The following is a 12689-nucleotide window of genomic DNA, read 5'->3' as shown; positions in this document are numbered from 1 at the left end:
GCCCGGTCCGGGCGGCCGTTGGCGCGGCCGGGACGCTCGTCGTACGGGCCGGGCCGACGGCTGGCGACGTCCGGCCGGGCGTACGGGTCGCCGGCCGGGCCGGGATACGGGTCGGCGCGGGTCGGGCCCGGCCGGGCGGCTCGGCGTACAGCTCGGGGTTGGCGCCCGGACGACGCCACGGCCCGGGCTCGAGGTCAGACTCGGGCCAGGGCAGCGCGGGCGGACGGTCCGGTCGGTCCCAGCCGCGGGGCTCGGCAGCGCCGTAGGGGTCGGGGTGGGACATCACGCACCGAGCGAACGCGGTACGAGTTCCACCACTTGACGCAAGACCAAGACCATCCCCTACAGGCGTGACTGTTCCGGTTGACCGGCGCGACGGCCGGCCGATCCCCGCCGTTCACCCCGTGGTGGGGCGGGAATCGTGCCGAGCCTACTGCACCCGGGAACCCGGCACGGCGGACGATGGCCCACCACGACGACGGCACCGGGTCCACCACCCGGGCGGGTGGCGGCACACCGGTGCCGTGATGGTCGTCGGGCGGCTCAGACCTCGAGCAGCTCGGCTTCCTTGTGCTTGACCAGCTCGTCGACGGTGGCGACGTACCGCTGGGTCAGGTCGTCCAGGTCCTTCTCCGCGCGCGGCCCTCGTCCTCGCCGACCTCGCCGTCCTTGACCAGACGGTCCAGCTCTTCCTTGGCCTTGCGGCGGATGTTGCGGACGGCCACCTTGGCCTCCTCGCCCTTGTGCCGGGCGACCTTGATCATCTCGCGGCGCCGCTCCTCGGTCATCTGCGGGAGCAGGATGCGGAGCTGGTTGCCCTCGTTGTTCGGGTTGACGCCGAGGTCCGAGTCGCGGATCGCCTTCTCCATGGCGTTGATCTGCGAGTTGTCGTACGGCTTGATGATCACCATGCGCGGCTCGGGGACGCCGATGGACGCCATCTGGGGCAGCGGGGTGGGGGTGCCGTAGTAGTCGATGATGACCTTGGAGAACATGGCGGCGTTGGCGCGACCGGTGCGGATGGCGCCGAACTCCTCCTTGGCGTGCTCGACCGCACGCTCCATCTTCTCCTCGGCCTCGAGGAGGGTGTCGTCGATCACCGGTCTCCTCGCCTCCTTCTGTTGCTCGTCGTGGGCTCTGCTGATGTCGTGTCGGAGGACCGCCGGCCGCGCCGGCGGGGCGCTCAGGCGGTGATCAGGGTGCCGATCTTCTCACCGCCGACCGCCCGGACGATGGTGTCGTCGCCCTGCGCGCCGAAGACCAGCATCGGCAGGCCGTTCTCCATGCAGAGGCTGAACGCCGCCGCGTCGGCCACCCGCAGGTTGCGGCGCAGCGCCTCGGAGAAGGTGATCGTGTCCAGCTTGCTGGCGGTCGGGTCGACCCGGGGGTCCGCGGTGTAGACCGCGTCCACGCCGTTCTTGCTCATCAGCACCACGTCGGCGCGGATCTCCAGCGCCCGCTGGGCGGCGACCGTGTCGGTGGAGAAGTACGGCATGCCGGCGCCCGCGCCGAAGATCACCACGCGGCCCTTCTCCAGGTGCCGGATGGCCCGCAGCGGGATGTACGGCTCGGCGACCTGGGCCATGGTGATCGCGCTCTGCACCCGGGTCTCGATGCCCTCCTTCTCCAGGAAGTCCTGGAGGGCCAGGCAGTTCATCACCGTGCCGAGCATGCCCATGTAGTCGGCCCGGGCCCGGTCCATGCCGCGCTTCTGCAACTCGGCGCCGCGGAAGAAGTTGCCGCCGCCGACCACCACCGAGACCTGCACGCCGCGGCGGACCACGGTGGCGATCTGCCGGGCGATGGCCTGCACGACGTCCGGGTCGACTCCGATCGCGCCGCCGCCGAAGACCTCGCCGGAGAGCTTCAGCACCACCCGGCGAGCCCGGCCGGGCGGTGGGGCGGTGGGATCATCCGCCGCCAGGCTCCGGTCACTCACAACCTGCGTCATCCGCCCCGCCCCTCCCGTCGCGCACCTTCGCGTGCGCCGCGTGCCTGCCGCTGCAGACCCTATGTGACGAGGAGGCCGCGGTGCCTGTCACGTACACCGGCGGCCTCCTCGTCGACGTTGCTTGCCCACGGGCGCGTGACGCGCCCGAGCTGGCGGCTCAGGCCTGGCCGACCTCGAACCGCAGGAAGCGCGTCACCTCGATGCCGGCCTCGGCCAGCATCTGCTTCACCGACTTCTTGTTGTCGGCCACCGACGCCTGCTCGATCAGGACGTAGTCCTTGAAGAAGGCGTTCACCCGACCCTCGACGATCTTCGGCAGCGCGGCCTCGGGCTTGTTCTCCTCGCGGGCGGTCTGCTCGGCGATGCGCCGCTCGGACTCGACGACCTCGGCCGGCACCTCGTCCCGGGTGAGGTACTTCGGCCGCATGGCGGCGACCTGCATGGCGACACCGCGGGCGTCGGCGTCGCCGGCCTCGTCGGTCTTGCCCGCGTACTCCACCAGCACGCCGACGGCCGGCGGCAGGTCCTGGCTCTTGCGGTGCAGGTAGACCGCGACGTTGCCGTCCAGCTTGGCGAAGCGGTTCAGCACCAGCTTCTCGCCGATCTTGGCGGACTGCTCCTGGATCAGCTCGGCAACCGGCTTGCCGTCGATCGAGCTGGCGAGCAGCTCCTCGGCGGTGCTGACGCCGCTGCGCTCGCCGTGCTCGACGAGCTGCTGGGCCAGGGCGATGAAGGCGTCGTTCTTGGCGACGAAGTCGGTCTCGCAGTTGAGCTCGAGCAGCGCCTTGCCGGAGTGGGCGATCAGGCCGTTCGCGGCGGTGCGGCCGGCCCGCTTGCCGACGTCCTTGGCACCCTTGACGCGCAGGATCTCGATGGCCTTGTCGAAGTCGCCCTCGGCCTCGGTCAGCGCCTTCTTGGAGTCCATCATGCCGGCGCCGGTGAGGTCGCGGAGCTTCTTGACGTCCGCGGCGGTGAAGTTGGACATGACTCTCTCTTCGGTGTTGAGACTGCGGTGGGATGGTCTGGCTGCCGGGTTACCCGGATCCGGGCCGGATGTTCCCGGCGGATCCGCCGCGCCCCACCGGCCGCAAAAACGGACGGTGGGGACGCGGCGGCGCGATCACTCCGCGGCGGCGGCCGCCGGCTGCTCGGCCTGCGGCTGCTCGGCCGGCGGCTGCTGCTGCACGGCCGGCTGCTGCACGTCGGCCTTCTTCGGCTCCTCCAGCAGCTCGCGCTCCCACTCGGCCAGCGGCTCGTCGGTGCCGACCTGGCCCGGCTCCGGCTTCTCGTCGCCGCCCCGGCGACGGCCGGAACGGGCGATCAGACCGTCGGCGACGGCGGCGGCCACGACCTTGGTCAGCAGCTCCGCCGACCGGATGGCGTCGTCGTTGCCCGGGATCGGGAAGTCGACCTCGTCCGGGTCGCAGTTGGTGTCGAGCACGGCGATCACCGGGATGCCCAGCTTGCGGGCCTCGTCGACGGCGATGTGCTCCTTCTTGGTGTCGACCACCCAGATCGCGGCCGGCAGCTTCTGCATGTCCCGCAGACCACCCAGGGTGCGGGTCAGCTTGATCTTCTCGCGGGAGAGCTGCAGCGTCTCCTTCTTGGTGTAACCGGCGGCGGTGCCGCTCAGGTCACCCAGGGCCTCCAGCTCCTTCATCCGCTGCAGGCGCTTGTACACCGTCTGGAAGTTGGTCAGCATGCCGCCCAGCCAGCGGTGGTTGACGTACGGCTGGCCGACCCGGGTCGCCTGCTCGGAGATGGCCTCCTGGGCCTGCTTCTTGGTGCCGACGAAGAGGATGCTGCCACCCTCGGCGACGGTGTTACGCACGAAGTCGTACGCCTTCTCGATGTAGTCGAGGGTCTGGCGCAGGTCGATGATGTAGATGCCGTTGCGCTCCGTCATGATGAAGCGCTTCATCTTCGGGTTCCAGCGCCGGGTCTGGTGCCCGAAGTGGACACCGCTCTCCAGCAGCTGACGCATGGTCACGACGGCCATGGTGGGGTACTCCTCAAGATCCCTGGTTGTCACGCCCGGCCGGTGGCCGGGCGTCCTGGCGCCTGGTCGCCGGCCGTGGTGGGCCCGACCAAGATCGGGACCAGGGAGGCCGTCGCCCCACGGGGAACCGTGGAGAGGGCGCGCGAGGTCGACCGCGCGAGGCGGTCGCCAGTCGACCAGTGTACGCCCCTTCTCCGCCCGCCGGTCCCGGGGTGCGGGAACGTCCCGCACCGTCACTTTCCAGGCATACCGCCCGGACCGGTCCCCGGCGTCCCGCCCCGGCCCCGCCGCGCGCCGACGCCCGGTCCGGCGCGGCGACGCCGGGCGACCGGCCCGTGCTCGACCCGGCGATGCCGGGCGCCCCGCCCGTGCGGGCGGCGATGCGGGATGGGACCGCTCAGCGGGCGCCGAGCGCGGCGGCGACGAAGAGCACCAACCCGACGGTCAGGTAGGCCGTCGGCGGGCGGAGCCAGCCCCGGCTGCCCTCGGCGAGCGCCAGCCCACCGGTGCGCAGCCCGTACAGGCCGCTGGCGAAGATCGGCAGCCCGGCCACCAGGAACGTCCCCACCACCACGTCGGGCGCGGAGACGGGGTCGCCCACCAGGCCGTGCAGGAGGACCCGCAGGGCGGGGGCCTCGAAGACGAGCGTCAGCGCCGCGAGGACCACCGCCAGCGCAGGCCGACGGGTCCGGTAGACGCCGTCGCTGGCCGGCGGGGCGTCGAGCCGGGGCGCGACCGCCGGCATCGGACCGGTCGGCATCTCCAGCGGATGCGGGGCCGGGCCGCCCACCGGTTCGGGGGACGGGGCGGGGCCGCCGGGCCGGTCCCCGACCACGAGCGGGGTCGGACCGGCATGGATCGGGCCGGACGGACGCTCGCCCACCACGAACGGCGGCACCGCGGCGTGGGTCGGCTCGGCCGGACGGGCCGGCTCGACGATCGGGTAGCCGCCGGGGGGAGCGGGTCGCAGCGCGTCCGGCAGCCGGTCGCGCCGAGCGGGTCCGGCCCGGCGACACCCTCCCGGGCGCCGGCCGCGAGCTGATCCACGCCCTCCCGGACCGCCCGGCGCCGCCGCGCTCACCGGGCAGCTCGCCGGAGACCTCCGGGTCCTCCCCGCGTCGCGACCGGGACGGCCGGTAGCCGTCGGTCTCCGGGTGCCCGTCACCGAGCCGGTCGGCCGCACCGAAGCGACCCGATTCGCCGTACCGGGAGTTCACCGGGTCGGCGTACCGGCCCTCGTCCGCGCCGTCGCGCTGGTCCGGGGTCCGGAAGTCGTCGTCGCGGTAGCGCGGGTCGCCCGCTCCGCGCCAGTCCGGTTCGGCGTACCCGCGGTCGCTCCAGTGCGACCCCTGCTGATCCTCGGGAAAGCTCCGTCGTCCGTCCACGACGGGCACGCTATGCGAACGGCTCCACGGACGCCATCCGGCCGTTAGACGACGCCGCCCAGCTCAGTCCGGCGCGGATCCGGTCATCGCCGGCGCACGTCCGGTCCCCTAGCACGGTCCAGGCATGATCGTCCGGCCGTCCACAACCCTCCCGCTTGTCCACAGGCAAACCGGGCGGGACGGCCGGACCGACCGGGCAGCGCCCACCCTGGCCGCCATGACGAAGCGGAACCAGGCCGTCGGCGCGTACGGGGAGCGGTGCGCGGTCCGACACCTGATCGAGGCGGGACTGCGGCCGGTCGCCCGGAACTGGCGCTGCCCGGACGGCGAGATCGACATCATCGCCTGGGAGGGCGACGTGCTCGCCTTCTGCGAGGTGAAGACCCGCCGTACGGACGACGTCGGCAGCCCGGCCGAGGCGGTCGTACCGGCCGAGGCGCGCCGGCTGCGCGGCCTGGCCGCCCGGTGGCTGGCCGAGACGGGCACGACCGCCGACGAGGTGCGCTTCGACGTGCTCACGGCATCGAGGTCACGTCGGCGATCTGGGTGGCGAAGCTGACCGTCCACAAGGCGATCATGGCCCCGGGCATCGTCCCGGCAGTGCGGCGAGGCGTACGTCTTCCCCGCCGGTCGTTCGCGGGCCGGCGGTGAGCCACGGCGTGAGCAGCTGCTCCGCGCACTCGTCGCCATGGTCGCCCGCTACGGCCAGTCGGAGCGCACGTTCGCCCGCCGTCCGTTGGAGTCGCCGGAGGGGCGCCGGGCCGGCCGGTCCGCTGCCCGCCAGTTCGCGGCGGTCCAGTGGATCGCCCGCGCGCTGGCCAACGACGATGGTGCGCGGTGAGCCGGCCCGACCGCTGGTGGCGGCCGTCGACGACCAGGCGGCCGGTCCAGCACGCGCGGCCGCGGGCCCACCGGCTCTACAGCGCCGGGGAGCTCAGCGCCACGTTCGTGCCGGGTATCAGTGCCGGCAGGTCGACGAGCGCGAGCACAGGTGGTCAGCGCCGTGGCAGCGCTTCAGCGCGGCGTACCTGGCGCGCGTCGAGATCAGGACGTCGGACATCACGGTGGGGACCTGGACCTCCCCGGCCCCCTGGTGCGTCGACGTCAGCTAAGAGTTTAGGAAAGAAGATCGTTTAGACCCGCGTTGGATTCCTCACCGGCGGCCGGACCTGGTCACGCCTTCCACCCGATGTCGACGGTGGACGGATCGAAGTACGAGCTGCCTGGCGTCCAGCCGCGCGGCCGGCCCTTCCGGGTGCGGTGAATCGTCACGGTCATGAGCGTGTCGACGACGGCCGCCGGCGGTGGAGGTCGAGTGCGTCCCAAGCCGCCGCCGGGTCCGTCGTCCCCATTAGCCCGGCGAGCGCGTCGCCCCGGCCTGCCATGGCCATCTGCTCTTCCACCTCAGCGAGCCGGGCGCGTAGCCGCTCCGAGCCCTCGCGCAGCTGGCGGACGTCGATCGCGCCGTCGGCATACGCCGCCGCCAGGCCGTCGAGCCGTTCCCGCAACGAGGTGGCGTCGAGCTGGAGCACCCTAGAGCCAGGTGCGCCGGAAGAGGCGAGCAGGTCGGCCACGTCCGGCCGGGAGAGCCGGGCGACGACCACTCCGCCGAGGTACTGGTCCAGCTCGGCGGCGTTGCGCACCACGCATTTCGTGGCCTTGCAGGTGTAGGACGGTACCCCACCTCGGGTGCTGTTGAGCAGCGTGGCGCGCACCGGCGAGCCGCACACGCCGCACAGGGCCAGGCCGCTCAGCAGCCACCGGCGGGCCGAGGACCACTGCGTACGTCGGCCGGGGTGGGTCAGCACCGACACCAAGGCCCGCCAGCGGTCCTCGTCGACCAGCGGCGGCCAGGCGGCGGGGCCGACCACTTCACCCCGGTGTTCACGCAGCCCGGCGTTGCGGGCGCGCAGCAGCACCTTCCGCAGCTCTTGCGGCGTCCATGGTCGGCCAGTGGAGGTGACCAGGCCGCGCGCGTTCATCGCGGCGGCTTGTGACCGCACGCTCGCTCCGGACAGGATCGCGTCGGTGGCCTCGGCAACCGCCCGTGCCTCGTCGGGGCGTGGCGTCACCCCGTCCGGCTCGTATCCGTACGGTCGCCGGCCACCGCCCCACTTGCCGTCCGCGGCGGCTTGCAGCTTCGCGCGCTGCTGGCGCTCGACCTGGTGCTCCACCTCGTACCGGGCGACGGCGCCGAGCTGGCGTGCCACCATGCGGCCGCTCGGTGTGCTGAGGTCCAGCGGTCCGGCCTTCACGGTGTACGTGGGCACGCCGCGCGGCTCGCACGCCGAGATGTACTCCTCCAACTCGGTGGGGGAGCGGTGCAGCCGGTCGGTGTGCCAGGCGAGCACCGCGTCGACGCGGGCGGCGGCGATGTCGTCGAGCATCCGGCGATACGACGGACGCGGCTTGCCGCTGTAGGCCGATAGGTCGTTGTCGCTGTACACCTGCGCTACGGTCAGGCCGTGCCGCGAGGCCAGCTCCCGGCAGTCTGGCTCCTGGCGCGAGACGCCGAGTCCACCGCCCTCCCGGTCGCGTGAGATCCGGACGTAGATAGCGGCTCGCGTCACGGCGTTGAGTATGGCACAACTTGACTATCGACCCTGACCATCGCCACCGCCCTGCTCAACGGCGCCGGCCAGCTGCCGCTGGCGCCGCTGGAGCGGGTGGTGGTCCTCGGCGAGCTGGGGCCGGACGGCACCGTCCGAACGGTCGGCGGCGTGCTGCCGATGGTGGCCGTCGCGGCCAAGGGGGGCTGGGACGGGTCATCGTGCCGGTCGCCAACGCGGCCGAGGCGGCGGTGGTCCCCGGCGTCCACGTCCGGGCGGTCGACACCCTGCACCGGCTGGTCGGTTTCGTCCGGAACGGCACGTCGCTGCTGGAACCCCCGGCCACCGGCCCGACGGCGTCCCCCGGCGGGCCGGATCTGGCCGACGTGGCCGGCCAGGGGCTGGGCCGGCGGGCGTTGGAGGTGACCGCCGCCGGTGGCCACCACCTCGCGCTGCTCGGGCCGCCCGGCGCCGGCAAGACCATGCTGGCCGAACGCCTGCCGTCGATCCTGCCCGAGCTGGACGACGACGTCGCGCTGGAGGTCACCGCGCTGCACTCGATCGCCGGCGTGCTGCCGTCGGACGGGCGGCTGCTGCGCCGCCCGCCGTTCCAGGCGCGCACCACACCGCCACCGTACCGGCGCTGGTCGGTGGGGGCGCCGGGCTGGCCCGCCCGGGCGCGGTGTCGCTGGCCCACCGCGGGGTGCTCTTTCTCGACGAAGCGCCGGAGTTCAGCAAGGGCGCCCTGGAGGCGTTGCGCCAGCCGCTGGAGCACGGCTGGATCCGGCTGGCCCGGACCCGGGGCGGCACGGAGTACCCGGCACGGGTGCAGCTGGTGCTGGCCGCCAATCCCTGTCCCTGCGCGAAACCGGGCGGCGACACGCAGTGCGAGTGCAGCCCGCTGACCCGGCGCCGCTACCTGGGGCGGCTTTCCGGGCCCCTGCTGGACCGGATCGATGTGCAGGTGACCGTGCTGCCGGTGCGGGCGGCCGAACTGATGGCGACGGGGGGCGCGAACGAGTCCTCGGCCACCGTCGGCGCGCGGGTCGCCACGGCCCGCGCCGCGGCGGCCGAGCGCTGGGCCCCGGTCGGCCGCCGGCTCAACGCCGAGATACCCGGACCGCTGCTGCGCCGCTCGCCCTGGCGGTTGCCGGGTCACGACACCGGAGAGCTGCGCGCTCGGCTGGACAGCGGGTCGCTCTCGGCCCGGGGCTTCGACCGGATCATCCGGTTGGCGTGGACGATCGCCGACCTGGACGGGCGGGACCGGCCGGACCGGGAGGACGTCCGGGAGGCGATCGGACTACGGACGGGAGAGGAAGCATGAGCGGGGACGAGGAGTCACGTACGGCGGACCGGCTGGCCCGGGTCGCGTTGACCTGGCTGACCGAACCGGGCACCTGGTCGGTGCACCGGCTGGTGGAGCGGCTCGGGGCGCCGGCCGCCCTGGCGCTGCTCTGCGACGGCGGCGCGCCGGAGGAGAAGCTGCACGCCACCGTGGCGGCCCGGCTGGCCGCCGGTGACCCCCGGGCCGCCGCGGCCTGGGCGCTGGAGCGGACGGATCGGCTCGGCGCCCGGATCGTCACGCCCGACGACGACGAGTGGCCGGTCGGCGTCGACGAACTGCGCCGCCTCGCCCTCTCCGGCGCCAGCCGCCGGGTGGACACCGAGACGGCCCCACCGCTCTGCTTCTGGGTACGCGGCGCCTGGCCGCTGGCCGAGGCGATGGCGCGGTCGGTGGCCGTGGTCGGCGCCCGCGCCGCCACGTCGTACGGCGTGCACGTGGCCACCGAGCTCGGCTACGGCCTGGCGGACCGGGAGTGGTCGGTGGTCTCCGGCGGGGCGTTCGGGATCGACGCCGCCGCTCATCGGGGCGCGTTGAGCGCCGGTGGGCTGACCGTGGCGGTGCTGGCCTGCGGGGTGGATCGGCCCTACCCGATGGGCAACGCCGCCCTCTTCGACCGGATCGCCGAGACGGGGCTGTTGGTGAGCGAGTGGATGCCGGCGCCGAGCGGCTCCGGCCGCGGTTCCTGATCCGCAACCGGGTGATCGCCGCCGCCACCCGGGGAAGCGTGCTGGTGGAGGCGTCCGCGCGCAGCGGGGCGACCCAGACCATGCGCCGGGCGCTGGCCATCGACCGACCGGGAATGGTGGTGCCCGGTCCGGTCACCTCGGCCATGTCGGTCGGCGCCCACGAACTGCTCCGGGAGCAACCCGCGGCCCGACTCGTCACCGGGGTCGCGCACGTGCTGGAGGAGGTGGGCCGGATCGGCGTCGACCTGGCGCCCCCGGCCCGCGGCCCGCGACGACCGGCCGACGAGCTCGACGACGAGGCCGCCCTGGTGCTGGAGTCCCTGCCACGCCGAGGGCTGCGCAGCCCGGACGCGGTGGCCGCCGGCGCTGGGGTGGGCGTGCGGGTGGCGTTGCGCAAGCTGTCCCTGTTGGAGGAGTTGGGGCTGGTGGTCCGCCGCGACGGCGGGTACGCGCTCGCCCCACCGCCGGAGCGGCGTGCGGCCGGCGCCCGCCCGGCAGGCGCGCCACCACCGCCGAATGAGTCCGCCCCGCCGCCCGGATGACTCCGCCCAACCGCCGAGATGGCTCCGCCCGCCGCCGCCGAGACGAGTCATCCCCGCCGCCGAGATGGCTCCGCCAGCCGGCCGGAGGGGGACGGCGCACCGGGGCAGGGTCGGTCGGCTCAGTCGCCCACGAAGCGGATCTCCACCTCCCGGCTGGTCAGGCAGCGGCGGGTGAGCTGCGCGAGCTGGCGGACCTGGTCCACCTCCGCGGGCGCGCGGGCCACCTCGGCCAGGCAGCCCAGCTCGGCGAGGAGTTGTGGCGCCGCCTCGGCGGCGACCACCAGCTCGCCGAGCGGATCGACGCGGTCCAGCAACGGCGTACGACCCCCGCCCCGCACCCGCTTCAACAGGTCCAGCAGAACGTCGTCGGGATCGGCGACCACCCCGGCCGCGATGTGCGACGGACGACCCCGACCGGGCCCGGCTCGGACCAGCCGATAGAGGACGGCATCCACACCCACGATCGGTCCCCCTCCTCCCGTCGGCGTCACCTATCCGGATCGACGCCGCTCCGTTCCGCCTCGCGAATCACCCTTCCGCGCCACGCGCCCGGCTCGACACCGTGACACCCGCGCCCCGTCCGACAACCGGCTGGCCCCAGGGCCAGCCCCACACCGTGATGCCGCCGCGCCGGTCCGAAGCCCTGACACCCCGACCCGCCGCCGAGTCAGTCCGGCACGGCCGGGCGGCCGGCTCACTCGGGGCACGCTGGGGATCGGCAGCCGCACCGGCGCGGCCCTTGTCATGTCCGCTCGGCGGCCCTGCCCACCGTCCTCTTCGTACGACCAGTTTCTCCTGTCCAGGGCCCGGTCAGCCACCCCCGACGGCGCGTCGATCCGCGACACGGTGCCGGTGGCCGTGAGACACCCGGCGCCGGGCGGAAGGCGCACGGCAGCGCGCGCGCCGGTGCGCCACGGAGCCCGCGCCCGACGTCGGGGCGCGACGGGCGTCGGGCGCCCATCGGCGGCCCGAGGATGAGGCGGAACGACGACGACGGACGGCGGCGCATGACTGACGTCGACGCAGTGCCGGACGGCCGACTGGTGTTCTGCCGTTGCGGGATCAGGACCGTAGGCTGGGCCGGTGCCCGCCGACAGCAGGATCAGGCCGAGTCCGGCAGCGGCGCCCACCGGCGCCGACGAGCCGGTGCGGACGCGATCCGGCGGGTCGGCACCGGCCCGGAGTGGACGGTGAGCGGGCAGGGGCGCGGCACCCGCGCCGCCCACGAGGGACTGCCACCGGCGATGCGGGAGTCCGTGGACGCCTTCGCCGACCATCTGGCCCGGGTGCGCAACCGCTCCGCGCACACCGTGCGGGCGTACGTCACCGATCTGGTCTCGCTGCTCGACCATGCCGTCCGGATGGGCTGTGTCGACCTGGCCGAGCTGGACCTGACGGTGCTGCGCAGCTGGTTGGCGAAGCAGCGGACGATGGGGGCCGCCCGGACGTCGCTGGCCCGTCGCGCCGCGTCGGCACGTACGTTCAGCGCCTGGGCCCACCGGTCGGGGCTGCTGCCCGCCGACGTGGCCGCCCCGTTGGCCAGTCCGAAGGCCCACCGCGAGCTGCCCACCGTGCTCCGGGCCGACCAGGCCGCCGCCCTGATGGCCGCCCCCTCCCGGCCCACCGCATCCCTGGAGGCCGGCGCCGGGGCGGCCGGACCGTCGCCGGCGGGCGAGGACGAGCCGGTGCTGCTGCGGGACCGGGTGCTGCTGGAACTGCTCTACGGCACCGGGATCCGGATCAGCGAGGCGTGCGGCCTGGACGTCGCCGACGTCGACCACGGTCGCCGGGTGGTCCGGGTGCTGGGCAAGGGCGGCCGGGAGCGCGCCGTGCCGTACGGGGTGCCGGCGCAGCGCGCGTTGGACGCGTGGCTGGGCCGGCAGGCCTGCCCTGGCCGATCCGGGCGCGGGAGGTGCGCTGCTGCTGGGGGCGCGGGGCGGACGGCTGAACCCGACCACCGCGCGCCGGATCGTCGCCGGGTACGCCGAGCGGGCCGGGCTGCCCCGGACCAGCCCGCACGGGCTGCGGCACTCGGCCGCGACCCACCTGTTGGAGGGCGGCGCGGACCTGCGCGCGGTGCAGGAGCTGCTCGGCCACTCCTCGCTGGCCAGCACCCAGATCTACACGCACGTCTCGGTGGAGCGGCTGCGGGCGGCGTATCGGCAGGCGCACCCGCGCGCCTGAACGACGGCCCGACGGGCGGCGCCGCCGGTGGGCCGCGGGTGGGCG

General features: G+C 74.2%; 7 protein-coding genes and 5 pseudogenes. 5 read left to right on the top strand and 7 right to left on the bottom strand.

Going from position 1 to position 12689, the window contains the following annotated elements:
- Window positions 1-543: 543 nt before the first annotated feature.
- The 5 genes and pseudogenes from frr to JNW87_RS40495 all read right to left on the bottom strand — a co-directional run bounded on the left by frr (window position 544) and on the right by JNW87_RS40495 (window position 5344).
- Window positions 544-1100 (bottom strand): annotated as a pseudogene (frr, locus tag JNW87_RS08390) (ribosome recycling factor).
- Between the two features lie 83 nt (window positions 1101-1183).
- A complete protein-coding gene (gene pyrH / locus JNW87_RS08385; protein ID WP_238453436.1) occupies window positions 1184-1951 on the bottom strand; it encodes a UMP kinase in 768 nt (255 codons plus the stop codon).
- A 157-nt stretch (window positions 1952-2108) separates the two neighbouring features.
- Complete coding sequence (gene tsf / locus JNW87_RS08380; RefSeq protein WP_109804348.1) at window positions 2109-2936, bottom strand: translation elongation factor Ts; 828 nt, start codon at window positions 2934-2936, stop codon at window positions 2109-2111.
- Window positions 2937-3071: 135 nt separating this feature from the next.
- Window positions 3072-3950, bottom strand: coding sequence for a 30S ribosomal protein S2 (gene rpsB / locus JNW87_RS08375; RefSeq protein ID WP_238453435.1), 879 nt, complete (start codon window positions 3948-3950; stop codon window positions 3072-3074).
- 397 nt (window positions 3951-4347) lie between these two features.
- A pseudogene (locus tag JNW87_RS40495) lies at window positions 4348-5344 on the bottom strand (hypothetical protein).
- A gap of 208 nt (window positions 5345-5552) precedes the next feature.
- Here JNW87_RS40495 and JNW87_RS08365 point away from each other — a divergent pair.
- Window positions 5553-5894 (top strand): YraN family protein, encoded by a 342-nt coding sequence (locus tag JNW87_RS08365; protein ID WP_238453433.1) that lies wholly within the window; start codon window positions 5553-5555, stop codon window positions 5892-5894.
- A gap of 129 nt (window positions 5895-6023) precedes the next feature.
- Window positions 6024-6176 (top strand): hypothetical protein, encoded by a 153-nt coding sequence (locus tag JNW87_RS08360; protein ID WP_238453432.1) that lies wholly within the window; start codon window positions 6024-6026, stop codon window positions 6174-6176.
- Between the two features lie 433 nt (window positions 6177-6609).
- On the opposite strand, the gene JNW87_RS08355 is transcribed toward JNW87_RS08360, so the two are convergent.
- Complete coding sequence (locus JNW87_RS08355) at window positions 6610-7905, bottom strand: recombinase family protein (protein ID WP_238453431.1); 1296 nt, start codon at window positions 7903-7905, stop codon at window positions 6610-6612.
- Between the two features lie 33 nt (window positions 7906-7938).
- On the opposite strand from JNW87_RS08355, the pseudogene JNW87_RS08350 reads away from it, so the two are divergent.
- Both JNW87_RS08350 and JNW87_RS08345 read left to right on the top strand, forming a co-directional pair.
- Window positions 7939-9211 (top strand): annotated as a pseudogene (locus JNW87_RS08350) (YifB family Mg chelatase-like AAA ATPase); the annotation flags it as partial.
- A pseudogene (locus JNW87_RS08345) lies at window positions 9208-10460 on the top strand (DNA-processing protein DprA). The pseudogenes JNW87_RS08350 and JNW87_RS08345, both read left to right, overlap by 4 nt.
- 119 nt (window positions 10461-10579) lie before the next feature.
- On the opposite strand, the gene JNW87_RS08340 reads toward JNW87_RS08345, so the two are convergent.
- Window positions 10580-10921 (bottom strand): hypothetical protein, encoded by a 342-nt coding sequence (locus JNW87_RS08340; protein WP_238453430.1) that lies wholly within the window; start codon window positions 10919-10921, stop codon window positions 10580-10582.
- Between the two features lie 783 nt (window positions 10922-11704).
- On the opposite strand from JNW87_RS08340, the pseudogene JNW87_RS08335 reads away from it, so the two are divergent.
- Window positions 11705-12644 (top strand): annotated as a pseudogene (locus JNW87_RS08335) (tyrosine recombinase XerC).
- Window positions 12645-12689 lie beyond the last annotated feature (45 nt).

Origin of the sequence: Micromonospora sp. ATA51 (assembly GCF_016802855.1) — a bacterium.
GTDB classification, from domain to species: Bacteria; Actinomycetota; Actinomycetes; order Mycobacteriales; family Micromonosporaceae; genus Micromonospora; species Micromonospora sicca.
The sequence above is the reverse complement of the archived record's forward strand: the minus strand, read 5'-3'. Positions and strand labels throughout refer to the sequence as shown.

Coding starts and splice junctions, on each gene's coding strand:
- pyrH (WP_238453436.1), bottom strand. CDS start 1,951: ATGACGCAGGTTGTGAGTGACCGGAGCCTGGCGGCGGATGATCCCACC.
- tsf (WP_109804348.1), bottom strand. CDS start 2,936: ATGTCCAACTTCACCGCCGCGGACGTCAAGAAGCTCCGCGACCTCACC.
- rpsB (WP_238453435.1), bottom strand. CDS start 3,950: ATGGCCGTCGTGACCATGCGTCAGCTGCTGGAGAGCGGTGTCCACTTC.
- JNW87_RS08365 (WP_238453433.1), top strand. CDS start 5,553: ATGACGAAGCGGAACCAGGCCGTCGGCGCGTACGGGGAGCGGTGCGCG.
- JNW87_RS08360 (WP_238453432.1), top strand. CDS start 6,024: ATGGTCGCCCGCTACGGCCAGTCGGAGCGCACGTTCGCCCGCCGTCCG.